This is a genomic window from Streptomyces sp. BBFR25 (assembly GCF_044590125.1).
GTDB classification, from domain to species: Bacteria; Actinomycetota; Actinomycetes; order Streptomycetales; family Streptomycetaceae; genus Streptomyces; species Streptomyces canus_D.
Map to the genome: position 1 here is coordinate 2199433 of NZ_CP172447.1, position 21637 is coordinate 2221069.

General features: G+C 72.0%; 23 protein-coding genes and 1 tRNA gene. 10 read left to right on the forward strand and 14 right to left on the reverse strand.

What is annotated here, in order from left to right; translation table 11 throughout:
• Positions 1-144 precede the first annotated feature (144 nt).
• The 6 genes from ACGH52_RS09980 to ACGH52_RS10005 all read left to right on the forward strand — a co-directional run bounded on the left by ACGH52_RS09980 (position 145) and on the right by ACGH52_RS10005 (position 6608).
• Positions 145-915 carry a DeoR/GlpR family DNA-binding transcription regulator gene (locus tag ACGH52_RS09980; protein WP_059301915.1) on the forward strand — a complete coding sequence of 257 codons (771 nt, stop codon included), beginning with the start codon at positions 145-147 and terminating at the stop codon, positions 913-915.
• 91 nt (positions 916-1006) lie between these two features.
• Positions 1007-2377: a sugar ABC transporter substrate-binding protein gene (locus tag ACGH52_RS09985; protein ID WP_121702837.1), complete on the forward strand. Its 1371-nt coding sequence runs from the start codon at positions 1007-1009 to the stop codon at positions 2375-2377.
• Positions 2374-3318, forward strand: a complete 945-nt coding sequence (locus ACGH52_RS09990; RefSeq protein ID WP_210976868.1) for a carbohydrate ABC transporter permease — start codon at positions 2374-2376, stop codon at positions 3316-3318. The genes ACGH52_RS09985 and ACGH52_RS09990 overlap by 4 nt, the downstream gene beginning before the upstream one ends.
• The gene (locus tag ACGH52_RS09995; protein ID WP_059301818.1) at positions 3315-4193 is read left to right on the forward strand and encodes a carbohydrate ABC transporter permease; all 879 of its coding nucleotides are present in this window, start codon (positions 3315-3317) and stop codon (positions 4191-4193) included. Before ACGH52_RS09990 ends, ACGH52_RS09995 begins: the two co-directional genes overlap by 4 nt.
• Complete coding sequence (locus ACGH52_RS10000; protein ID WP_059301817.1) at positions 4190-5179, forward strand: zinc-dependent alcohol dehydrogenase family protein; 990 nt, start codon at positions 4190-4192, stop codon at positions 5177-5179. The genes ACGH52_RS09995 and ACGH52_RS10000 overlap by 4 nt, the downstream gene beginning before the upstream one ends.
• Before the next feature lie 226 nt (positions 5180-5405).
• Positions 5406-6608 (forward strand): TerD family protein, encoded by a 1203-nt coding sequence (locus ACGH52_RS10005; RefSeq protein ID WP_399946695.1) that lies wholly within the window; start codon positions 5406-5408, stop codon positions 6606-6608.
• 50 nt (positions 6609-6658) lie between these two features.
• Here the strand turns inward: ACGH52_RS10005 and ACGH52_RS10010 are convergent, their stop codons facing one another.
• The 5 genes from ACGH52_RS10010 to ACGH52_RS10030 all read right to left on the reverse strand — a co-directional run bounded on the left by ACGH52_RS10010 (position 6659) and on the right by ACGH52_RS10030 (position 12539).
• Entirely contained in the window at positions 6659-7219 is a 561-nt protein-coding gene (locus ACGH52_RS10010) for a TetR/AcrR family transcriptional regulator (RefSeq protein ID WP_059301815.1), read from the reverse strand.
• A gap of 37 nt (positions 7220-7256) precedes the next feature.
• On the reverse strand, positions 7257-8858 hold the full coding sequence (locus ACGH52_RS10015; RefSeq protein WP_076973780.1) for a TROVE domain-containing protein: 1602 nt from the start codon (positions 8856-8858) through the stop codon (positions 7257-7259).
• 371 nt (positions 8859-9229) lie between these two features.
• Positions 9230-9331, reverse strand: a tRNA-Ile gene (locus ACGH52_RS10020).
• A 17-nt stretch (positions 9332-9348) separates the two neighbouring features.
• Entirely contained in the window at positions 9349-10818 is a 1470-nt protein-coding gene (locus ACGH52_RS10025) for a PhoX family protein (RefSeq protein ID WP_399938657.1), read from the reverse strand.
• A 293-nt stretch (positions 10819-11111) separates the two neighbouring features.
• Positions 11112-12539: a hypothetical protein gene (locus ACGH52_RS10030; RefSeq protein ID WP_399938658.1), complete on the reverse strand. Its 1428-nt coding sequence runs from the start codon at positions 12537-12539 to the stop codon at positions 11112-11114.
• Positions 12540-12729: 190 nt separating this feature from the next.
• Between ACGH52_RS10030 and ACGH52_RS10035 the strand changes: the two genes are divergently transcribed.
• Positions 12730-14571 carry an endonuclease/exonuclease/phosphatase family protein gene (locus ACGH52_RS10035; RefSeq protein ID WP_399938660.1) on the forward strand — a complete coding sequence of 614 codons (1842 nt, stop codon included), beginning with the start codon at positions 12730-12732 and terminating at the stop codon, positions 14569-14571.
• Positions 14572-14601: 30 nt separating this feature from the next.
• Here ACGH52_RS10035 and ACGH52_RS10040 read toward each other — a convergent pair whose 3' ends face one another.
• From ACGH52_RS10040 to ACGH52_RS10050, 3 genes are all read right to left on the reverse strand, one after another.
• A complete protein-coding gene (locus ACGH52_RS10040) occupies positions 14602-15309 on the reverse strand; it encodes an antibiotic biosynthesis monooxygenase (protein WP_210977927.1) in 708 nt (235 codons plus the stop codon).
• A gap of 150 nt (positions 15310-15459) precedes the next feature.
• A complete protein-coding gene (locus ACGH52_RS10045; protein WP_399938663.1) occupies positions 15460-15924 on the reverse strand; it encodes a DUF3618 domain-containing protein in 465 nt (154 codons plus the stop codon).
• A complete protein-coding gene (locus ACGH52_RS10050) occupies positions 15921-16340 on the reverse strand; it encodes a phage holin family protein (RefSeq protein ID WP_076973786.1) in 420 nt (139 codons plus the stop codon). Before ACGH52_RS10050 ends, ACGH52_RS10045 begins: the two co-directional genes overlap by 4 nt.
• Before the next feature lie 180 nt (positions 16341-16520).
• Here ACGH52_RS10050 and dapA point away from each other — a divergent pair, with 180 nt between their 5' ends.
• Positions 16521-17444 carry a 4-hydroxy-tetrahydrodipicolinate synthase gene (gene dapA, locus ACGH52_RS10055; protein WP_399938665.1) on the forward strand — a complete coding sequence of 308 codons (924 nt, stop codon included), beginning with the start codon at positions 16521-16523 and terminating at the stop codon, positions 17442-17444.
• Here dapA and ACGH52_RS10060 read toward each other — a convergent pair.
• Entirely contained in the window at positions 17429-17692 is a 264-nt protein-coding gene (locus ACGH52_RS10060) for a hypothetical protein (RefSeq protein ID WP_076973788.1), read from the reverse strand. The genes dapA and ACGH52_RS10060 overlap by 16 nt on opposite strands.
• Positions 17693-17812: 120 nt before the next feature.
• On the opposite strand from ACGH52_RS10060, the gene ACGH52_RS10065 reads away from it, so the two are divergent.
• Positions 17813-18001: a hypothetical protein gene (locus tag ACGH52_RS10065; protein WP_399938667.1), complete on the forward strand. Its 189-nt coding sequence runs from the start codon at positions 17813-17815 to the stop codon at positions 17999-18001.
• Positions 18002-18096: 95 nt separating this feature from the next.
• Positions 18097-18759: a DNA alkylation repair protein gene (locus tag ACGH52_RS10070; protein ID WP_399946698.1), complete on the forward strand. Its 663-nt coding sequence runs from the start codon at positions 18097-18099 to the stop codon at positions 18757-18759.
• A gap of 50 nt (positions 18760-18809) precedes the next feature.
• Here the strand turns inward: ACGH52_RS10070 and dapD are convergent, their stop codons facing one another.
• The 5 genes from dapD to sufU all read right to left on the reverse strand — a co-directional run bounded on the left by dapD (position 18810) and on the right by sufU (position 21624).
• Positions 18810-19799, reverse strand: coding sequence for a 2,3,4,5-tetrahydropyridine-2,6-dicarboxylate N-succinyltransferase (gene dapD / locus ACGH52_RS10075; protein WP_210977930.1), 990 nt, complete (start codon positions 19797-19799; stop codon positions 18810-18812).
• 9 nt (positions 19800-19808) lie between these two features.
• Positions 19809-20402, reverse strand: a complete 594-nt coding sequence (locus ACGH52_RS10080; protein ID WP_399938669.1) for a TetR/AcrR family transcriptional regulator — start codon at positions 20400-20402, stop codon at positions 19809-19811.
• Complete coding sequence (locus ACGH52_RS10085) at positions 20402-20722, reverse strand: multidrug efflux SMR transporter (RefSeq protein WP_059301802.1); 321 nt, start codon at positions 20720-20722, stop codon at positions 20402-20404. The genes ACGH52_RS10080 and ACGH52_RS10085 overlap by 1 nt, the downstream gene beginning before the upstream one ends.
• A gap of 102 nt (positions 20723-20824) precedes the next feature.
• On the reverse strand, positions 20825-21157 hold the full coding sequence (locus tag ACGH52_RS10090) for a metal-sulfur cluster assembly factor (protein WP_059301801.1): 333 nt from the start codon (positions 21155-21157) through the stop codon (positions 20825-20827).
• Positions 21154-21624: a Fe-S cluster assembly sulfur transfer protein SufU gene (gene sufU / locus ACGH52_RS10095; RefSeq protein ID WP_059301800.1), complete on the reverse strand. Its 471-nt coding sequence runs from the start codon at positions 21622-21624 to the stop codon at positions 21154-21156. The genes ACGH52_RS10090 and sufU overlap by 4 nt, the downstream gene beginning before the upstream one ends.
• Between the last annotated feature and the right edge of the window lie 13 nt (positions 21625-21637).

The window sequence follows — 21637 nt, forward strand, 5'->3', positions numbered from 1 at the left end:
ACCGCAAACGGGCCCACCCGGGCAGTATCGGGTCCGCAACAGACCTGGTCAGTGCCGCGCGGCCGCTGTAGAACTTCCCCCAAGGACCACACGGGCCCGAACGGGCAGGCACACGGCGACGAGGCGGTGAGGCGGGTGTTCGGCATGAACACGAGGACGACGGAAGAGCGTCGGCACGAGATCGTGCGGGTCGCCCGCGCCACCGGCTCGGTCGACGTCACCGCCCTCGCCGCCGAACTGGGCGTCGCCAAGGAGACCGTACGACGGGACCTGCGCGCCCTGGAGGACCACGGCCTGGTCCGCCGCACCCACGGCGGCGCCTACCCGGTGGAGAGCGCCGGGTTCGAGACCACGCTCGCCTTCCGCGCCACCAGCCACGTGCCCGAGAAGCGCCGGATCGCGTCCGCGGCCGCGGAACTGCTCGGCGACGCGGAGACGGTCTTCGTCGACGAGGGCTTCACCCCCCAGCTCATCGCCGAGGCACTGCCCAGGGACCGGCCGCTGACCGTGGTCACCGCGTCCCTCCCGGTCGCGGGCGCGCTGGCGGAGGCGGGCGACACCTCCGTCCTGCTGCTCGGCGGCCGGGTCCGCCCGGGCACCCTGGCCACCGTCGACCACTGGACGACGAAGATGCTGGCCGGCTTCGTCGTCGACCTGGCCTACATCGGCGCCAACGGCATCTCCCGCGAGCACGGCCTCACCACCCCCGACCCCGCGGTCAGCGAGGTCAAGGCGCAGGCCATCCGGGCCGCCCGCCGCACGGTGTTCGTCGGCGCCCACACCAAGTTCGGGGCGGTGAGCTTCTGCCGCTTCGCCGAGGTCGGCGCCCTGGAGGCCATCGTCACCAGCACCCTGCTGCCCTCGGCCGAGGCCCACCGCTACTCCCTGCTCGGCCCCCAGGTCATCCGCGTCTGACAACCGGTCAACTCCGGTCCCCGCACGGCACACCCACCCCTCCCACTGCCCCTTACCTCCCTATACCTCCCCATACGTTCAGGAGCGATCCATGCGAACCCAGAGCCGACGGAGGCCGCGAGCCACACTCGCCATGGCCGCCGCAGGGACGCTGCTCGCCCCGCTGCTCACCGGCTGCTGGGTCGGGGCGGGCGGCGCCGGTTCCGGCGGCAACGCCATCAACGTCCTGATGGTCAACAACCCGCAGATGGTCGAACTGCAGAAGCTCACCGCCGACCACTTCACCAAGGAGACCGGCATCAAGGTGAACTTCACCGTCCTGCCGGAGAACGACGTCCGCGACAAGATCAGCCAGGACTTCGCCAACCAGGCCGGCCAGTACGACGCCGCCACCCTCTCCAACTACGAGATACCGATCTACGCCCGCAACGACTGGCTGCACGAGATGGACTCCTACGTCGCGAAGGACCCGGCCTACGACGAGCAGGACATCCTCGGCCCGATGCGCGAGTCCCTCACCGGCGACGACGGCAAGCTCTACGGGCAGCCCTTCTACGGCGAGTCCTCCTTCCTGATGTACCGCAAGGACCTGTTCGCCGAGGCGGGCCTCGAGATGCCCGCGCACCCCACCTGGACCCAGGTGGCGGACTTCGCCGAGAAACTCGACGGGTCCGAGCCCGGCATGAAGGGCATCTGCCTGCGCGGGCTGCCCGGCTGGGGCGAGCTGATGGCACCCCTGACCACGGTCGTGAACACCTTCGGCGGCACCTGGTTCGACCAGGACTGGCAGGCCCGCCTCGACTCCCCCGAGTGGCAGAAGGCGACGAAGTTCTACGTCGACCTGGTCCGCGAGCACGGCGAGTCCGGCGCCGCCCAGTCCGGCTTCGCCGAGTGCCTGAACAACATGACCCAGGGCAAGGTCGCCATGTGGTACGACGCCACCTCGGCGGCCGGTTCGCTGGACGCCGCCAAGTCCCCGGTCAAGGGCAAGATCGGCTACGCCCCGGCGCCCGTGGAGAAGACGGACTCCTCCGGCTGGCTCTACACCTGGGCCTGGGGCATCCAGAAGGCCTCCCGCAACTCCGACAAGGCCTGGAAGTTCGTCTCCTGGGCGTCCAGCAAGGAGTACGAGCGGCTGGTGGGCGACGAGATCGGCTGGTCCAACGTCCCGGCCGGCAAGCGCGCCTCGACGTACGAGAACCCCGCCTACGCCAAGGAGGCCGCCGCCTTCCAGGAGATGACCAGGAAGGCCATCGAGGGCGCCAAGCCCAAGGACCCCGGCGTGCAGCCGCGGCCCGCGCCCGGCATCCAGTTCGTCGGCATCCCCGAGTTCACCGACCTCGGCACCAAGGTCTCGCAGGAGATCAGCGCGGCCATCGCCGGACGCCAGTCCGTCGAGGAGGCCCTGAAGAAGTCCCAGCAGCTCGCCGAGCAGATCTCCGAGGAGTACGAGGGACGATGACCGCCACGACCACGGCCCCCTCGGCCGCACCCGACCACACACGCCCCACCGTCCGCCCGCCGTCCACCCGGCTGCGCGCCTGGGCCACCCGCGCCCCGCTCCTCCCCGCCCTGATCTTCATGATCGTGGTCACCCAGCTGCCCTTCGTGGCGACCCTGGTGATCTCCTTCTTCGACTGGAACGCCCTCTACCCGGACGCCCGCAGCTTCACCGGCTTCGCCAACTACGGCGACGTCCTGAGCGACCCGGCCCTGCGCAAGTCGGTCTGGACGACGATCCTGCTCACCGTGGCGGTCGTCCTGGTCAGCCTGGTCCTCGGCCTGGCCCTCGCCCTGCTCCTCGACCGGAGGTTCAAGGGCCGCGGCGTGGTCCGCACCCTCCTGATCGCCCCCTTCCTGGTGGTCCCGGTGGCGGCGGCGCTGCTGTGGAAGCACGTCCTCTACAACCCCGAATACGGCCTGCTCAACGGCCTGTTGCACTACGTCGGCGGGCCCCAACCGGACTGGATCTCGAACACCCCGCTGCTCGCGGTCGAGGCCTCACTGGTGTGGCAGTGGACGCCGTTCATGATGCTCATCCTGCTGGCCGGACTGCAGAGCCGCGACCAGCAGCAGATCGAGGCCGCCCGGGTGGACGGCGCGAGCGACTGGCAGATCTTCGTCCACCTCACCCTCCCCCACCTGCGCCGCTACCTGGAACTCGGCGCCCTGCTCGGCTCGATCTACATCGTCCAGAACTTCGACGCGGTCTTCACGATCACGTCCGGCGGCCTGGGCACCGCCAACCTGCCCTACACCGTCTACCAGAGCTTCTACCAGGCCCACGAGAACGGCCTCGCGTCGGCCGCGGGCGTCCTGGTCGTCATCGGCTCGATCATCATCGCCACCTTCGCGCTGCGCGTGGTGTCGTCCCTGTTCCGCGAGGAGGTCGGCCGCGCATGACCGCCACCGCCGTACGCCCCGTCGTCACCGACGCCAAGCCGCCCGTACGCACCCGCCGCAGGGCCGGTGCCGGACTCGGCCTGGTGGCCTGGCTGGTCGGCGTCGTCTTCTTCCTGCCCATCGCCTGGATGGCGCTGACCTCCTTCCACTCGGAGTCGGACGCCGCCACCAACCCGCCGTCCTTCGCGGCGTCCCTGACGCTGGACGGCTACCGCGAGTTCTTCGGCGCGGGCGGCGGCGCCAGCCCCTGGCCCGCACTGGTCAACTCGGCGGTGGCGTCCATCGCCTCGACCCTCTTCGTCCTGGTCCTGGCCCTGCCCGCCGCCTACGCCCTGTCCATCCGCCCGGTGAAGAAGTGGACGGACGTCCTGTTCTTCTTCCTCTCCACCAAGATGCTGCCGGTGGTGGCGGGCCTGCTGCCGATCTACCTGTTCGCCAAGAACACCGACATGCTGGACAACATCTGGCTGCTGGTCATCCTCTACACGTCGATGAACCTCCCGATCGCGGTCTGGATGATGCAGTCCTTCCTGGCCGAGGTCCCGGTCGCGATCATCGAGGCCGCACGCGTGGACGGCGCGAAACTGCCCACGATCCTGGTCCGGGTCGTGGCCCCCATCGCCCTCCCGGGCATCGCCGCCACCTCGTTGATCTGCTTCATCTTCAGCTGGAACGAACTGCTCTTCGCCCGGGTGCTGACGGGCGTGGTCGCCGAGACCGCCCCCGTCTTCCTGACCGGCTTCATCACCAGCCAGGGCCTCTTCCTGGCCAAGGTGTGCGCCGCGTCGCTCGTCATCTCCCTGCCGGTGCTCGCCGCGGGGTTCGCCGCCCAGGACAAACTGGTCCAGGGCCTGTCGTTGGGAGCCGTGAAATGAAGGCCGCCGTCATCGAGTCCGTGGGCCGCGCCGTCGTCACCGAGGTCCCGGACCCGACGCCAGGGCCGCGCGAGGTCGTCGTCGAGGTCGCCGCCTGCGGCCTGTGCGGCACCGACCTGCACATCCTCCAGGGCGAGTTCGCGCCCAAGCTCCCCATCGTGCCGGGCCACGAGTTCGCCGGCGAGGTGGTCGGCGTCGGCGCCCAGGTCACGGAGGTGGCGGTCGGCGACCAGGTGGCCGTGGACCCCTCCCTCTACTGCTACGAGTGCCGCTACTGCCGCACCGGCCACAACAACCTCTGCGAACGCTGGGCGGCCATCGGCGTGACGACGGCGGGCGGTGCGGCCCAGTACGCGGTCGCACCGGTCGCGAACTGCGTGAAGCTCCCCGAGCACGTCCGCACCCAGGACGCGGCCCTGATCGAGCCGCTCTCCTGCGCCGTCCGCGGCTACGACGTCCTCCAGTCCCGCCTCGGCGCCCACGTCCTGATCTACGGCTCCGGCACGATGGGCCTGATGATGCTGGAGCTGGCCAAGCGCACCGGCGCGGCCAGCGTCGACATGGTCGACCTCAACCCCGCCCGCCTGGAGACCGCCCGCGGCCTCGGCGTCTCGGCCTCGGCGGCCAGCCCCGACGAGCTGGACCGCCCCCAGGGCTGGGACCTGGTCATCGACGCCACCGGCAACGCGGCGGCGATCCAGGACGGCCTGGACCGGGTCGCCAAGGCCGGCACCTTCCTCCAGTTCGGCGTCGCCGACTATGCGACGCGCGTCCAGATCGACCCGTACCGCATCTACAACCAGGAGATCACCATCACGGGTTCGATGGCCGTCCTCCACAGCTACGAGCGCGCGGCGGAGCTGTTCGCGAACGGCGTCCTCGACCCGGACGTCTTCATCAGCGACCGCATCGAACTGGCCCGCTACCCCCAGGCCCTGGAACAGTTCGCGGCAGGCGTGGGAAGGAAGATCGTGGTCGTGCCGTAGCACTTTCCAGCCCGCCCGGCACAGCCAGCCCGTCCGGCGTTTGAGGACAAGGCCCGTTCAGGGCCGAAGCGGGGGTCTGGGGGCGGCAGCCCCCAGGGACGGGAAGGGAAGGGGCGGCGGGGGCGAAAACACCCTGGGACAGCCGCCCCCACCACCCCCGCCCCCGATTGGCCCCCGGGTAAGGGAACGGTAAAACGCCCTCGCTCGTTCACCCGGCATGACAGCTATGACCCCCGGCTCGAACATCCCCCTCTCCGCCGCCCGCGTGACGGTGGACGTCGCCGCTCCCGTGCGGCTCGACGTATCGGGCCTGCTGCTCACCGCCGACGGCAAGGTGCGCTCCGACGACGACTTCATCTTCTACAACCAGCCCACCGGCCAGGGCGTGACCTACCGCTCCGGCGGCGGCACCGCCCCGGACGCGATCGTGGTGGACACCTCCGCCGTCCCCCCGGGCATCGAGAAGATCGTCGTCACCGCCAGCCCGGACGCCGCCGGCCAGACCTTCCAGGGCGTCGAACCGACCGCCACCATCCGCAACGCGGACGACAACTCCGTGCTCGCCACCTTCACGCCCCCGCAGCTCGGCACCGAGACCGCCCTGGTGATCGTCGAGGTCTACCTGCGCAACGGCGCCTGGAAGGCCCGCGCGGTGGGCCAGGGCTACGCCAACGGCCTGGCCGGCATCGCGACGGACTTCGGCGTCACGGTCGAGGAGCCCGCCGCCCCCGCCGCCCAGCCCGCCCCGCCACAGCCCCAGGCGGTCACGCCCCCGCCCCCGCCCACCGCGGCGCCCACGATGCCCGCCGCCCCGCCCGCCGCCGCACCGGCCGCGCCCGCCCCGGGCACCGGCAAGATCAACCTCGACAAGGGCCGGGTCAGCCTCCAGAAGAACCAGACGGTGTCCCTCGTCAAGGGCGGCCGCCCGGTGCTCTCCCAGGTCAAGATGGGCCTCGGCTGGGAGCCCGCCTACCGCGGCAAGGACATCGACCTCGACGCCTCCGTCATCGCCTACGGGCCGCAGCGCAACCACGTCGACAGCTGCTACTTCGGCAAGCTCTCGATCGTGAACGGCGCGATCAAGCACTCCGGCGACAACCTGACCGGCGAGGGCGGCGGCGACGACGAGGTGATCGTCGTGGACCTCGGGCGGCTCCCGCAGGAGGTCAGCGGCCTGGTCTTCACGGTGAACTCGTTCTCGGGCCAGAAGTTCACCGAGGTCGCCAAGGCGTACTGCCGCCTCATGGACGCCGCGAGCGGCGAGGAGCTGGTCCGCTTCGACCTCACCAGCGCCGAGCCGCAGACCGGCGTGATGATGGCGAAGCTGATCCGCCAGTACTCCGGCGAGTGGGAGATGACCGCCATCGGCGAATTCGTCAAGTCCCGCACGGTCCGCGGCATGGTGAAGCCGGCCGCGAAGGCGCTGTAGCCGGCCGCACGCCGAGAGGGGCCGCTGCCCGTCCCACGGGCGGCGGCCCCCTACGGCCTCGCCAGACCTTCCATGAGCAGCGACAGATACCGCCGTACGGCCGTCCCGTCCACCTCGTCGGCCGCCTCGGCCGCCGTCACCACCCCGTGCAGCAGCCGCAGCACCTCGACCGGCTCGACGTCCGCCCGCAGCGCACCGGCCTCCTGCGCGGCCCGCACCAGCCGGGTCGCCGCACCGCGCACGCAGTCGCCGCACGCGGGCCCGCCATCGGTGACGGCCGTACCGAGCAGCGCCTTGAGCCCGCGCACCTGGAGCATCCCGACGGCCAGCTCGTCGAGCCACGCGAGGAGCGCCGCCCCCGGCGGCCGCGCCGCCGCGATCACGTCGGCGCGGGCCGCGATCGCCTCGACGCGTTCGAGGTAGGCGGCCTCCAGCAGCGCCTGCCGGGTCGGGAAGTGCCGGTACAGGGTGCCGACCCCCACCCCGGCACGCCGGGCGATGTCGTCCAGGGAGGCACCCTCACCGTGCTCCGCGAACGCCTCCGCCGCCACCGCCAGCAGCCGCTCACGATTACGCCGGGCATCCGCCCGCATGGGCCTGACCTGCGCCACAGCCCCTCCCTGCACAGCGGGCAACCTTCCGGGCACCCTACCCCGCGTGCTCGGCCCGGGCGTCCCAGGGCCAGTCGGCGTCCCGGCCCGCCTCGAGCAGCGGCACCATCCGGAACGCCGCGTCGGAGAGCCCGCCGAAGGTGTGCCGGTTCGCCCTGCCCGACGGACCGTGGCCCGCCCGGTACCCGGCGAGGTTCCAGGTGTAGACGGGTACGTCCCGCGGCACCTGCTCGGTCGGGTCGCCGTGCCGGCTGTACGCGTACTGCTCGTCGGTGACGATCAGCACCCGGTCGTGCCGCTTGTAGTGGCGCCGGACCGCCTCGGTGGTGTCGGTGCCGCCGAGGTCGCCGAAGCGGCCCAGGACCTTCAGCACCGACTCGCCGTCGCGGTACTTCACGCGGTTGCTCGACGAACCGAACTCCACCAGGTCCGCGTCGGCCGCCCGCAGCGCCAGCGCCGTACCGAAGACCGCCGCCGCGTCGGCCCGGGTCAGTTCGGAGCGGTCCGACATCCGCGAGTAGAACATCGAGCCCGACCGGTCCACGAGGACCAGCGTCCGGCCGCCCAGGGCGGGCACGTTGGCCAGCGAGTGGCCGAGCGCCTGCTCCAGCGGGTACGACCAGCGCAGCGAGGGCGCGTGCCGGTACGCGGCGAGGTAGCGGAAGGGGAACTGCCGCGAGCGCGCCACCTCGGCCGGGTCGCTGATCCGCGCCGCGACCCGGGCCGCGACCTCGTCCGAGACACCGGCCTCGTCGAAGTTCCGCAGGTTTCGGAGCAATGCCATCGCTCCCATGGACGGAATCACCGCTTCCCAGGCGGCCTTGTCCATCGGGCCCTGGAGCCAGCCGGCCAGCATCTCCCACGTGATGCCCGCCGCCGCGAGCCGCTCGGCGCCGTCGGGCGCCGTGACCACCGCGCGCCGCTGGGCGACGGGCAGCGCCATCAGCTCGCGGTGCGCGGTCAGGACGCGGTTCGATACGGGCGGCACCGCGCTGTCCGGGTTGTGCCGGCGGTCGAGGGCGTACTGGAACAGCTCGCCCTGCCACGGCTTGTCCGGGTCGGGCGCCGCGTGCACCAGGTTGAGGATGTCGCCGAAGCGGTATCCCTTGGACGCGGTGTCGTACTTCAGCAGCGACTTGCCGTGGTAGAGCCGCCGTACGGCGTCGGCGATCCCCCGCTTGACCGGCTTGGGCACGGCGCGGCCGTAGGTCGCCGTCCAGTAGGCGAGCAGCTCGCCGGGCTCGTCGGGCCGCCGCAGCACGGAGGCGACGACCTGCCGGTTCGACGGTCCGTCGGTGACGCCGGAGTCGAGGCGTGCCTTGACGTACTCGGCGGCGCCGACGATCGAGGCGGTGCGCAGGTTGCCCTCGCCGCGCAGCCAGCCGAGCAGGCCGGCCGTCCAGGACGGGTCGCTGAGGGCGAGTTCGCGCACGAGCGTGGCGAAGCGGTCGTCGCGGGCGTCGCCGGTCTCGTAGAAGGTCCGCTGGGACACGAAGTTGGCCACCGCTTGCAGGAACAGCTCGGAGCGCGGGTCCCGCTCGCTGCCCCGGCCGCCCTCGTAGGTGCGCAGTACGCGGCCCGTCGAGGTCACGCGCGAGGTGGGCTGCGCCTTCGCGGTCCTGGTGTTGAATCGCGCCATGGTGAATTCCCCCCGAATTCTCGAAATCTCGAACTTTTCCGGAGGGAGACACGGCAGCAGAAGGGTGCCCGAGGTCGGAATCGGCGACGGAACATGCGGATGCTCTGCCGAATTGAGCTACACCGACCCGAAGTCGGTGACGGGGTTCGAACCCGCAACCGTCCGAACAAAGGAAGTATCCGCTGCCTGCGCACCGGGCACCCCTCGACTGCCGGCCTCCCGAGATCAAGTGGACAGCGGCATGGGATTCTTTTGAGAGAAGAAGTAGCCGCGGTCCGCGCACCGGGAGGTGCGTGAAGTTATGGGTGTCCAGAGTTCAGGTCGGCGGAACCGACAAGGTGCTCCAACCGCTGAGCTACACCGGCGCGTTGTACCGGTGACGGGATTCGAACCCGCGACCGCCCCATTATCAGTGGAAGTAGGTCCTGCCTTCGCACCTGGACGTTCATCACTCTAAAAGGGCGGCCACCGGTCGGGCGAGCGAATTAAATCAGCGGCGCTTCTGGCGCTTCCACGGCCCGGTGATCGCCAGCATGATGCCCGGCGTCTGGATGTTGGCGTAGAGGGTCCGGCCGTCGGGCGAGAAGGTGACGCCGGTGAACTCGCTGTATTCGGGGTCGTCCTCGGTGCCCAGGTTCAGTTCGTTGCGGGCGATGGGGTAGGTGCGGCCGCTGTCGGTGGCGCCGAACAGGTGCTGGACGCCGTCGCCGTCCTCGGCGATGACCAGGCCGCCGTACGGGGAGACGGTGATGTTGTCCGGGCCGTCGAAGGCGCCGTCGGCGGACGGGTCGGCGTTGACGCCGAGCAGGACCTTCAGTGTGAGGGTGCGGCGCTTGGGGTCGTAGAACCAGACCTGCCCGTCGTGCGGGCGGCCGGGGCTCTCGTCACGCGCGAAGGAGGAGACGATGTAGGCGCCGCCGTCGGCCCACCACATGCCCTCCAGCTTGCGCGCCCGGGTGACCTCACCGGCGCCGAACTGCTTGCGCACGGAGGTGGTCCGCGCGTCGCGGTCGGGGACGTCGACCCAGTCCACGCCGTAGACGGTGCCGGTCTTCGTGGCGCGGGACAGGTCGTCGACGAACTTGCCGCCGGAGTCGAAGCACTTGAAGGCCTGGAGGACCCCGGCGTCGTCGGCGAGGGTGCGCAGTCGGCCGCGGCCGTGCCGGAAGTGCTCCGGCGGGGTCCAGCGGTAGAGCAGGCCGTTGGGTCCCGAGGCGTCCTCGGTGAGGTAGGCGTGGCCGCGCTTGGGGTCGATGACGACGGCCTCGTGGGCGTAGCGGCCGAGCGCCTTGATCGGCTTGGGGTCGCGGTTGGCGCGGCGGTCCTCGGGGTCGACCTCGAAGACGTAGCCGTGGTCCTTGGTCATCCCCTCCTCGCCGGCCTTGTCCTCGGTCTCCTCGCAGGTCAGCCAGGTGCCCCACGGGGTGCTGCCGCCCGCGCAGTTGGTGGCGGTACCGGCGATGCCGACCCACTCGGCGACGTGGCCGCCGCGGCGGACCTCCACGACGGTGCAGCCACCGGCGGCGGCCGGGTCGTAGACGAGGCCCTCGGTGAGCGGGACGGGGTGCGGCCAGTCGTCGCGGTGGCCGCCGAGTTCGTGGTTGTTGACGAGGAGGGTGGTGCCGCGCGGGCCGTCGAAGGTGGCGGTGCCGTCGTGGTTGGAGGGGGTGTACTCGCCGGACTCCAGCTTGGTGCGGCCGGAGTAGGTGATGATCTCGTACCGGAAGCCGGCGGGCAGGGCGAGGATGCCGTCCGGGTCGGGGATCAGCGGCCCGTAGCCGACCCCGCCGTGGCCGTGGTGGCCGTCGTGCCCGTGACCGTGCTCCTCCCCCACGCGGTCGGTGTCCGTGGACGCGAGGGCGTTCGGGGCGGTGGCGAGGGCGCCGACGCTGCCCGCCAGTACGACCCCGGCGCCGGTGAGCGCGGATCGACTGGCGAAGTCCCTGCGGGTGAGCGACATGGTGTCTCCTGTGACGGTGGGCGAGCCGTGGAGGGTGGCGGACCTCGGTCCGGCGTCACGGTTCCGCCCCCGCCTGAACGGGAATCCCGCCGACACCTGAACAGAACCTGAACTGGCGAAGACCTCTCCCGCACGATCGCGCCCCGCCTCCGCGCCCCGGCCGCCCCCGGCCGCGCTTCCCGGCCGAGGCCCGACCGCCTCCTCCCGGCCGAAGGCCGATGCCCCGCCGGACCGGCTCACCCACCCACCACACCCCCGCCCACAAGCCAACCGGCCGCCCCCGTTCGCGGCCGTCAGCCGCCCTGCTGGGAGCGTGCCTTGAACGCCGCCTTGCGGGCTTCCTTGGCGATCTTCTTGTCGGGGTGCAGCCGCCCCATCGCCTCCAGGACGTCCGGCGTGGCCGGGTGCTCGACCCGCCAGACCGTGTCGAAGAATCCGCTGTGCTGGCGGGCGAGGCCCTCCACCAGGGCGCGCAGCTCCTCGGAGTTGCCCTCGGCGGCGAGCTGGGCGGCCACGGTGTCGATGGTCAGCCAGAAGACCATGTCCTGTGACGGGGCCGGTACGTCCCGGGCCCCGTGCTCGGTGAGCCAAACCCTGGCCAGGCCGCCCAGTTCGGCGTCGTCGAGGACCTCCCGCAGCGCGGGCTCGGCCTCCGCGCCGACGAGGGAGAGCGCCTGCTGGCAGCGCAGCCGGCGCAGCGGCGCGCCGGTGTCGGAGCCGCGGGCCGCCGCGAGCAGTTCGCGGGCGGCGTCGAGCGGGCTCCGTCCGGCCAGCCACAGCTCGGTCTCGGCGTGGGCCGCGGCCGGCGGGAAGGGGGCGGTGCCGTCGAGCAGCGCGTCGGCGCCCTTGTCGGCGAGGTCGCCGACGGCGGGGGCCTCGAACCCGGCGTCCAGGAGGCGGGCGCGCAGCCCGTACAGCCCGAGCGGGGTGAGCCGCACCATGCCGTAGCGGGTGACGTCGGCCTCGTCGACGGGCGCGGCGGGCTCCTCGTCGGCGTCGGCCATGAGCGCCTCGTCGACCGGCTGGTACTCGACGAGGCCGATCGGTTCGAGCTGCCGGAACTGGTCGTCCAGGCGCATCATCGCGTCCGACACCCGCTCCAGGACCTCGTTGCTGGGCTCGCCCATGTCGCTGGGCACGATCATGGAGGCGGCCAGCGCGGGCAGCGGCACCGGCGCGTCGCCGGGGCCGTCGTCTCCGACGGTGAGCAGGTAGAGGTTGCCGAGCACCCCGTCGAGGAACTCGGACTCGGCGTCGGGGTCCCAGTCGAGGGAGGAGAGGTCGACCTCGCCGCCCTCGGCCATCGCGTCGACCAGGTCGTCGAGGTCGGGCACGCTCGCGTCGGCGAGCACGGCCTCCAGGGCGGTGAGCCACACCCCGAGCACGTCCTGAGGCGAGCCGCCGGTGAGCAGGGCGAGGTCCTCGCCCGCGGCCACGGTGCCCGCCTCCTCGTCGGTGATCTCCACGAGCCCGGTGTCCACGGCGATCCGCCAGGCCTCGCTCGCGTACGCGGCGGCGTCGTCCCCGCTCAGCCCGAGCTGCTCGGCCGCCGCCGGCAGCTGCTCCTCGACGAGCCCGCCCCCGGCGTCGACGCGGGTGCCGGCGTCGGCCCAGCGGGCCAGTCGCGCGGCCCGCGCGAGCACCGGCGCGGACAGCGCGTCGCGGGCCAGCTCCGCTTCGGGGCGCAGCCGTGCGGGCGGCAGGGTGGAGCTGTCTGACATGGGAAGTTTCTCCTCGCGCGCCTCTTGACCGCCGTACGACTGCTCAGCCTAGACGGGTTTCCACCCATGCCGCCCGGTTCATCTCCCCGACGGGTGGTGTACATGGCCGAAACCTTGACAACTGGCCGGACCACGCAGGAGATTGACGCGCGTAGAGTCCCGCGCCACGTCACATCCCCGGAGGGATCCGTTGGCCAGCAAGTCCTCCGCGCGCCTCGCCGCGCTCACCGTCGCCGCCGTCTGCTCGGCGGCGTCCACCGTCGTCCTCACCGTGCCCGCGCACGCCGGTTCCGCACCGGACGACTCCGTGCGGATCCACGACATCCAGGGCAGCACCCGGCTGTCCCCGTACGCCGGCCGGCAGGTCACGGACGTGGCCGGAATCGTCACCGGCGTCCGCGGCTACGGCTCCTCCAAGGGCTTCTGGATCCAGGACCCGCGCCCGGACGCGGACCCGGCCACCAGTGAGGGCGTCTTCGTCTTCACCAGCAAGGCCCCTCAGGTCGCCGTCGGTGACGCGGTCACCGTCTCCGGCACGGTCTCGGAGTACGTCCCCGGCGGCACGTCCTCGGGGAACCAGTCCCTGACCGAGATCACCCGCCCGACGGTCACCGTCGTCTCCGGCGGCAACGCCCTCCCGGCCGCGACGACAGTCTCCGCCCGCTCCGTGCCCCGCGCGTACGCCCCCGAGGGCGAGGGGGCGGCGAACGGCTCGGTCAACGGCCTGCCCCTGAGGCCGAGGACGTATGCCCTGGACTACTACGAGTCCCTGGAGGGCATGAACGTCCGCGTCGCCGACGCCCGCGTGGTCGGCGCCTCGGACCCGTACACCGAGCTGTGGGTCACGGTGAAGCCCTGGGAGAACCCGAACCGCCGCGGCGGCACGGTCTACGGCTCCTACGACGACCAGAACACCGGCCGGCTGCAGATCCAGTCGCTCGGCAAGCCGGCCGACTTCCCCGCCGCCGACGTGGGCGACACGCTCGCCGGCACCACCGCCGGACCGCTGGACTACAACCAGTACGGCGGCTACACGCTGGTCGCGAGCGAGATCGGCACCCTGGAGAGCGGCGGCACGGAGCGCGAGTCGACGCGTCGGCAGAGCTCCCGCGAGCTGGCCGTGGCGACGTACAACGTCGAGAACCTCGACCCGTCGGACGACACCTTCACCGCGCACGCCGAAACGATCGTGCACCACCTGAAGTCGCCCGACATCGTGTCCCTGGAGGAGATCCAGGACAACAACGGCGCCACGGACGACGGCACGGTGGCGGCCGACGCGACGGTCGGCAAGCTGATCGACGCCGTCGTCGCGGCCGGCGGCCCGCGCTACGAGTGGCGGGGCGTCGACCCGGTGGACAAGGCGGACGGCGGCGAGCCCGGCGGCAACATCCGCCAGGCGTTCCTGTTCAACCCGGAGCGGGTCTCCTTCACCGACCGCGCGGGCGGCGACGCCACCACGGCGACCGGGGTGCGCGAGGTGCGCGGCAAGGCGGCCCTGACACTCTCCCCCGGCCGGGTCGACCCGGCGAACCCGGCCTGGGAGAACAGCCGCAAGCCGCTGGCCGGTGAGTTCGTCTTCCGCGGCCGGACGGTCTTCGTCATCGCCAACCACTTCAACTCCAAGGGCGGCGACCAGGGTCTGACGGCGCAGTACCAGCCGCCGTCGCGCAGTTCGGAGACCCAGCGCCACGCCCAGGCGACGGCGGTGAACACCTTCGTCAAGGAGATCCTGGCCACCCAGAAGAACGCCGACGTCGTCGCCCTCGGTGACATCAACGACTTCGAGTTCTCGACGACCACCCGCATCCTGGAGGACGACGGGGCCCTGTGGTCGGCGGTGAAGTCGCTGCCGAGGAGCGAGCGCTACTCGTACGTCTACCAGGGCAACAGCCAGGTCCTCGACCAGATCCTGGTCAGCCCGTCGGTCCGCCGCGGCGGGCACCTGTCCTACGACAGCGTGCACGTCAACGCCGAGTTCCACGACCAGATCAGCGACCACGACCCGCAGGTGCTGCGGTTCCGTCCGTAACAGGCCCCCGGTGGGTGCGGGTCCGGGGTCTCAGCGGGGCACGAGGCCCAGCGCGTGGTCGTAGCGGCCGACCGTGCTGCTCTTCAGACCCGGCCAGTTCTGCACCCGCTCCCACTGGGGCGTCGCCGAGCCGACCCCGTCGCCCGGTGCGGCGAGTGCGTCGATGTGGGCCTGCGCGCTCTCCCACTCGGCGTAGTTGAGGACGCGCGTGCCGTCGGTGCTGAGGTGGAAGTGGGCGGAGATGCCGCCGGGGTGCTGCGCCGGCTCGCTCTCCAGGGCCTCGAGGACGGCGTCGACCCAGGCACGCTGCCGGTCGGGGTCCGGCCCCTCGAACTCGACGTCGACGATCACGATGCAGCCGGGGACGAGGGCCGCCGCCCCGGCGTTCCGGGTCGCGGCGCGGTAGTGCCGGTACCTGCCGAGCCCCAGCCGTTCGATGCCCGGCACGGCGGTGTCGATCTCGTCGACCCGTTCCTGCCGGTGGGTCTTCACGAAGGCCTCGTACGCCTGCTCGCTCGCCCACTGGGAGTGGTGCAGCAGCGTGCTGCCGTCGTGCCCGGTGTAGACGTGGTAGCCGCGCAGGTCTTCGGCGGGCCAGGGCCGGTTCTCCCAGGTACGGGCGATGGCGTCGACGGTCTGCCGCTGCCGCTCGGGGGTGCCGACCCGCCAGGTGCTGAAGAAGGGCGCCAGGGCGTCGGGGCGGGCGAGGTGGGGGTGGGCGTCGGTGCGGCGGGTCATGCCGGCCTCCAGTGATCGGTGCGCGTCGGGTACACGCACCACTCTCCGACCTCGACCAAGGTTGAGGTCAAGTCCTTGCCCATACTGGCACGACGTACGTGACGAGGGGCCCCGCCCGGAGCCCCTCGCCGCACCGCGCCCTCCGAGGGCTCAGCAGTGCCCGTGCCGACGGTGCCGCACGAGGCTCGCCGCGACCACCACGCCCGCCGCCGCCCCGGCGGCCAGCACGACACGCGGGTGTCCGAGCCCCGCCCGCACCGCACCGCGTGCCCGTCCGGGCGGCGCGTGCCGCTCCGCGGCCTCCTTGGCCCGGCCCGCCTTGTCCTGCGCGGTGTGCCCGGCCCGCCCCGCCTTGTCCTGTACGGCGTGCCCGGCGTGCGCGGCGGAGCTGCGCAGTTGCACGCTCATGGCGCCCGCCTTGTCCTTGAGGTCGGCGGCCCGGGCCTTGGCGCGGCCCTTCACGTCGGCCTTGCCCGCCAGTTCCTCCACGGTGTCGCCGAGCTGGCCGCGGGTCTCTTCGATCTGCCTGCGCAGCTCGTCGGGGCCCTTCGCCCCGCCGACCGGCTGCGCGGTGGAGCCGCTCCTCGAACCGTCCCGGCTCGTCGCGTCGGTCATCGATGTGCCCTTTCCCTGATCTGGTCGACGTCGGCCCTGACGCTGTCGAGGGTCTCCTCGGGCTTGGGCGGCACGGCCCGGCGGAGCTGGGCGCGACCGGTCATGGCCAGTACGCCGGCGATCACGAAGAGCGCCGCCGTCACGATGAGCGCCGCGGCCCAGACGGGCAGCACCAGCGAGAGCGCGGCGATGGCCGTGCCGGCCAGGGCGAACAGGCCCACGTAGGCGATGGCGCCCGCGGCACCGAGCATGCCGCCGCCGCGCCCGGCCCGCTTGCCCTTCTCGGCCAGTTCCATCTTGGCGAGGGCCACTTCCTGGCGCACGAGCCGGGAGAGCTGTTCGGTGGCCTGCCCGACGAGTTCGCCCACGGAGTGCTGCTCGTCGCGCACCGGCCTGGTGTGCAGGGTTCCGGTCACGGTGTTCCCGCCTCCTCTCGGTTCGGAGCACCCCGGGTACCCCGGGCCGAACGGCACTACCCCTGTCGGCACCCGCGCCGTCGCGAACGCCGGACACCACTCCTCACTGAACCATTTCTTACAGATACCTCGTAGAAGAATTAAGTGGAGCTACACTGTCGAGGCGCCGACACTACTCCCATGACGACAGACGACGACCGCCCCGCCGCCCCCTTCGGCCGCGCCCTGTGCGCGATGGTCACGCCCTTCACCGAGTCCGGCGCACTCGACCTCGACGGTGCCCGGCGGCTCGCCGAGCGCCTGGTCTCCCGGGGCTGCGACGGCCTGGTGCTGTCGGGCACCACCGGCGAGTCGCCGACCACCACGGACGCCGAGAAGGCGGCGCTGGTGACGGCGGTCCGGGAGGCGGTCGGGGACCGGGCGGCACTCGTCGCCGGGGTCGGCACCGCGGACACCCGGCACACCGTGGAACTGGCCCTGGCCGCCGAGAAGGCGGGCGCGGACGGACTGCTGGTGGTCGCGCCGTACTACAGCAGGCCGCCGCAGGACGCCCTGGAGGCGCACTTCCGCGAGGTCGCCGACGCGAGCGGGCTGCCCGTCATGCTCTACGACATCCCGGGCCGCACCGGCACCCGCATCGAACCCGACACCCTGGTCCGCCTCGCCGGGCACCCCCGGATCGTCGCCGTCAAGGACTGCGCCTACGACCTCCTCGGCACCCAGAAGGTGCTGTCCCGCACCGGCCTGGCGTACTACGCGGGCTGCGACGAGCAGGTCCTCGCCCTTTACGCGGTCGGAGCGGCCGGGTACGTCAGCACCGTCGCCAACATCGCGCCGGACCTGTTCCGGGCCGTCCTCGACGCCTTCGACGCGGGCGACACCGGCCGGGCCGCCCTGCTCCAGCGGCGGGCGATTCCGCTCGTCGAGGCGATGATGGCGGCCGGTCTGCCCGGCACGGTCACCGCCAAGGCCCTCCTGGGCGCGCTGGGCCTCCCGGCGGGCCCGGTCCGCGCGCCGCTGCGGCCCGCGGACCGGGAGACCACGGCCGATCTGCTGGCGGCCTACGAGGAACTGGCCGCCCACTCCGGTCAGTCCCAGGCGTAGCCGTCGCCGAACAGCAGGGTGTGCTCCAGCACGTCCTCCGCCGGGTCGTCGATCTGGCCGACGTGGACGTTGAGGAGCCCCACGCGGGGGCCGTTGTGCGAGCCGGTCGTCGTCTCGTCGGCGTGCGCGGCCCCCGCGGCCCACACCGACCCGCAGCACATCAGCACCGCGGCACCCGCCCCGGCCAGCAGGCGCGCTGCGGCCCTCACCCGCTCGTTCGGCGTCTCGGGCGTGCTCTCAGGCGTCATCCCAGGTCCTCGTCTCGTCGGATCGGCGTCTGATCGGACTCTGCGTCCACCCGTTCATCCGCCAAGACCACCGGTAAGTCACGGGCAGTCATCCGTACGTGCGCGTTACGGTTGCCCGCGATGAGCAGAAGACGCTACGTGACCCGGGGCGTTCCGGGCGGATACCGCATATGGGACGGCAAGGGCCGCCGCTGGTGGGGCGACCACTACGAGCTGTGCCCCGACGACCTGCTGACCGAGCTGAACGGAGCGGCCGACCAGGCCCGCCTCACCGCACTGCTGAAGCGCTACCGGGCCCTGAAACGCTGAGCGCCGTAGGCTGAGCCCCCGCAGATGACCGCCGAGGGCGACAGGAGGCGACCGAGGTGCCGGAGCAGACGACCGACCCGACGGTGGCCGAGGTGATGGCCGAGCTGGCCGCGCTGGAGGACCCGCGGGTCCGGGCCGTGAACGAGAAGCACGGCGACGACCACGGCGTGAACCTCACCAGGCTGCGCGCACTCGCGAAGCGCCTGAAGACCCGGCCCGCACTCGCACGCGACCTCTGGGCCACGGACGACACCGCCGCACGCCTGCTGGCCGTCCTGATCTGCCGCCCCAAGTCCTACGACCGCGCCGAACTGGACGCCATGCTGCGCGAGGCCCGCACCCCCAAGGTGCACGACTGGCTCGTGAACTACGTGGTGAAGAAGAACCCGCACGCCGAGGAACTGCGCACGGCCTGGACCGCCGACCCGGACCCGGTGGTCGCGAGCGCCGGCTGGGCACTCACCACCGAACGCGTGACGAAGAAGCCCGCCGGTCTCGACCTCACGGCCCTGCTGGACACCGTCGAGTCCGAGATGAAGGACGCCCCGGACCGCCTGCAGTGGGCGATGAACCACTGCCTGGCCTGGATCGGCATCGACCACCCCGAACACCGCCCCCGCGCCCTCGCCATCGGCGAACGCCTCGGAGTCCTGAAGGACTACCCCACTCCCCCGGGCTGCACCTCCCCGTACGCCCCCACCTGGATCACAGAAATCGTCCGCCGCCAACAGGAGCAGCCCACCCCGGCGAACACCTGAGCGCCCTCCCCACGACACGCGGAGGGGGCGCTCGACGAACCGGCGTCGGCTCAGTTGTGGCTGTGCAGTACCTCGTTCAGGCCGCCCCACACCGCGTTGTTCGGGCGGGCCTCGACCGTGCCGGTGACCGAGTTGCGGCGGAAGAGGATGTTGGAGGCGCCGGAGAGTTCGCGGGCCTTGACGATCTGGCCGTCGGGCATCGTGACGCGGGTGCCCGCGGTGACGTAGAGGCCGGCCTCGACCACGCACTCGTCGCCCAGCGCGATGCCGACGCCCGCCTCGGCGCCGACCAGGCAGCGCTCGCCGATGACGATGCGGACGTTGCCGCCGCCGGAGAGGGTGCCCATGGTGGAGGCGCCGCCGCCGATGTCGGAGCCGTCGCCGACGACGACGCCCGCGGAGATGCGGCCCTCGACCATCGAGGTGCCCAGCGTGCCGGCGTTGAAGTTGACGAAGCCCTCGTGCATGACCGTGGTGCCCGCGGAAAGGTGCGCGCCGAGGCGGACCCGGTCCGCGTCGGCGATGCGGACGCCCTTGGGGGCGACGTAGTCCGTCATGCGGGGGAACTTGTCGACCGAGGTGACCTGGAGGTGCAGGCCCTCGGCGCGGGCGTTGAGGCGGACCTTCTCGATGTCGTCGACGGCGACCGGGCCGAGCGAGGTCCAGGCGACGTTGGCGAGGTGGGCGAAGATGCCGTCCAGGTTCTGGCCGTGCGGCTTGACCAGGCGGTGGGAGAGCAGGTGCAGGCGCAGGTAGACGTCGTGCGTGTCGACCGGCTTCTCGTCCAGCGAGGAGATGACCGTGCGGACCGCGACCACCTCGACGCCGCGGCGGGCGTCCGGACCGACCGCTGCGGTGGCGCCGCCGCCCAGGAGTTCGGCGGCCTGTTCGGCGGTGAGCCGCTCGGTGCCGGAGGGACCGGGCGCGTCGGACAGTTCGGGGGCCGGGAACCAGGTGTCGAGGACGGTGCCGTCGGCGGCGATCGTGGCGAGGCCGGCGGCCACGGCGCCGGTGGTGCGGGGAGCAGTCGTGTCGGTCATGAGGGCAACCTAACCGGCCGCCGCCGGTGGAAGCGAGCCGGGACCGCAGCCGTCTCGGGTACCGGGCGCGGGGACCAGCCGGGCCAGCACCTCACGGGCGTACTCCTCGTCGTACGGCGTGTCCGTCAGCAGCACCTGGAGGCAGATGCCGTCCAGTACGGCGACCAGGGCGCGGGCGGTCGTGGGGTCGGTGCGGGCGGCGAGCAGGGCGCCCACGCCCTCGGCCCACTCGGCGGCGACCGGGCGCAGCGCGGGGCGGCGCAGGGCGGCGAGGTACAGCTCGTACTCCAGCTCCACGCCGGTGCGGTCGCCGCCGAGCCACGCGCCGAGGACGCGGGCGAGTTCGCCGGGCAGGTCGGCCTCGGGGTCGGACAGGGCGGGGTGGGCGGCGACGACCCGGGCGAAGCCCTCGTTGGCCTGACGCAGGGCGGCGACCATGAGGTCGTCCAGGGTCGCGAAGTGGTAGGTGGTGGAGCCGAGCGGGACGTCCGCCTCGGCGGCGACGCTGCGGTGGCTGAGGCCGGCGATGCCCGCCCGTCCGACGACTCTGATCGCCGCGTCGATGATGCGCTGGCGGCGTTCCGGATCGTGGCGGCGGGGCATCAGTGCGCCCCGCCCAGATTGAGGACGACGACGCCGATGATGATCAGCGCGATGCCTGCGGCCTTGGTGAGGGTCATCCCCTCGCCCATGAAGGCGACCCCGATGGTGGCGATGGCGGCCGTGCCCACCCCGGCCCAGATGGCGTAGGCCGTGCCGACGGCGAGGACCTTCAGGGTCTGGGCGAGGAGCGCGAAGGACAGGACGTACGCGAGGGCCGTCAGCAGGGACGGCACCAGCCTGCTGAACCCCTCGCTGTACTTCATGGCGGTGGTGCCGGCGACCTCGGCGGCGATGGCTCCGGCCAGGAGCAGATATCCCATGTGTACGAGCGTACATAACGAGGAACGCGGGCGGGGAGCGAACGCGAGACCGGCGGCACCCGAAGGTGCCGCCGTTCTCCACAGCCGTCGTGCCGGGGTGGCTCAGACGTTGAACCCGAGCGCGCGCAGCTGCTCGCGGCCATCGTCCGTGATCTTGTCGGGGCCCCACGGCGGCATCCAGACCCAGTTGATGCGCAGCTCGCTGACGAGGCCGTCCGTGGCGGACTTGGCCTGGTCCTCGATCACGTCGGTCAGCGGACAGGCCGCCGACGTCAGGGTCATGTCGATGGTGGCGATGTTCGCGTCGTCGACGTGGATGCCGTAGATCAGGCCGAGGTTGACGACGTCGATGCCCAGCTCGGGGTCCACGACGTCCATCAGGGCCTCGCGGAGTTCCTCCTCCGAGGCCGGCTTCATCTCCAGGGTCTCGCTCATGCCGTCGTCTCCTTCTCGGCGTCGGCGCCGTCCAGCGCCTGGGCGGTCGCGTCCTTCCAGGCCATCCAGCTCAGCAGGGCGCACTTGACCCGGGCCGGGTACTTCGAGACCCCGGCGAACGCGACCGCGTCCTCCAGGACCTCCTCCATCGCGTCGTCGGGCTCGATCCTGCCCTTGGACTGCATCAGCTCCAGGAAGGTCTCCTGGATGCGCTGCGCCTGGGCGAGGTCCTTGCCGACCAGCAGGTCGTTCAGCACGGAGGCGCTCGCCTGGCTGATGGAGCAGCCCTGGCCCTCGTAGCTGACGTCGCTGATCGTCGTGCCCTCGTACTTCACGCGGAGCGTGATCTCGTCCCCGCAGGTGGGGTTGACGTGGTGGACCTCGGCGTCGCCATCCCGCAAGCCCCGCCCGTGCGGGTTCTTGTAGTGGTCCAGGATGACTTCCTGGTACATGGAGTCCAGCTTCATGCTCTTCGCTCGT

Excerpts from the sequence above, each read along its gene's own strand:
- ACGH52_RS09980 (WP_059301915.1), top strand. The coding sequence starts at position 145 with ATGAACACGAGGACGACGGAAGAGCGTCGGCACGAGATCGTGCGGGTC.
- ACGH52_RS09985 (WP_121702837.1), top strand. The coding sequence starts at position 1,007 with ATGCGAACCCAGAGCCGACGGAGGCCGCGAGCCACACTCGCCATGGCC.
- ACGH52_RS09990 (WP_210976868.1), top strand. The coding sequence starts at position 2,374 with ATGACCGCCACGACCACGGCCCCCTCGGCCGCACCCGACCACACACGC.
- ACGH52_RS09995 (WP_059301818.1), top strand. The coding sequence starts at position 3,315 with ATGACCGCCACCGCCGTACGCCCCGTCGTCACCGACGCCAAGCCGCCC.
- ACGH52_RS10000 (WP_059301817.1), top strand. The coding sequence starts at position 4,190 with ATGAAGGCCGCCGTCATCGAGTCCGTGGGCCGCGCCGTCGTCACCGAG.
- ACGH52_RS10005 (WP_399946695.1), top strand. The coding sequence starts at position 5,406 with ATGACCCCCGGCTCGAACATCCCCCTCTCCGCCGCCCGCGTGACGGTG.
- ACGH52_RS10015 (WP_076973780.1), bottom strand. The coding sequence starts at position 8,858 with ATGGCGCGATTCAACACCAGGACCGCGAAGGCGCAGCCCACCTCGCGC.
- ACGH52_RS10025 (WP_399938657.1), bottom strand. The coding sequence starts at position 10,818 with ATGTCGCTCACCCGCAGGGACTTCGCCAGTCGATCCGCGCTCACCGGC.
- ACGH52_RS10030 (WP_399938658.1), bottom strand. The coding sequence starts at position 12,539 with ATGTCAGACAGCTCCACCCTGCCGCCCGCACGGCTGCGCCCCGAAGCG.
- ACGH52_RS10040 (WP_210977927.1), bottom strand. The coding sequence starts at position 15,309 with ATGACCCGCCGCACCGACGCCCACCCCCACCTCGCCCGCCCCGACGCC.
- ACGH52_RS10045 (WP_399938663.1), bottom strand. The coding sequence starts at position 15,924 with ATGACCGACGCGACGAGCCGGGACGGTTCGAGGAGCGGCTCCACCGCG.
- dapA (WP_399938665.1), top strand. The coding sequence starts at position 16,521 with ATGACGACAGACGACGACCGCCCCGCCGCCCCCTTCGGCCGCGCCCTG.
- ACGH52_RS10060 (WP_076973788.1), bottom strand. The coding sequence starts at position 17,692 with ATGACGCCTGAGAGCACGCCCGAGACGCCGAACGAGCGGGTGAGGGCC.
- ACGH52_RS10065 (WP_399938667.1), top strand. The coding sequence starts at position 17,813 with ATGAGCAGAAGACGCTACGTGACCCGGGGCGTTCCGGGCGGATACCGC.
- ACGH52_RS10070 (WP_399946698.1), top strand. The coding sequence starts at position 18,097 with ATGGCCGAGCTGGCCGCGCTGGAGGACCCGCGGGTCCGGGCCGTGAAC.
- dapD (WP_210977930.1), bottom strand. The coding sequence starts at position 19,799 with ATGACCGACACGACTGCTCCCCGCACCACCGGCGCCGTGGCCGCCGGC.
- ACGH52_RS10080 (WP_399938669.1), bottom strand. The coding sequence starts at position 20,402 with ATGCCCCGCCGCCACGATCCGGAACGCCGCCAGCGCATCATCGACGCG.
- ACGH52_RS10085 (WP_059301802.1), bottom strand. The coding sequence starts at position 20,722 with ATGGGATATCTGCTCCTGGCCGGAGCCATCGCCGCCGAGGTCGCCGGC.
- ACGH52_RS10090 (WP_059301801.1), bottom strand. The coding sequence starts at position 21,157 with ATGAGCGAGACCCTGGAGATGAAGCCGGCCTCGGAGGAGGAACTCCGC.
- sufU (WP_059301800.1), bottom strand. The coding sequence starts at position 21,624 with ATGAAGCTGGACTCCATGTACCAGGAAGTCATCCTGGACCACTACAAG.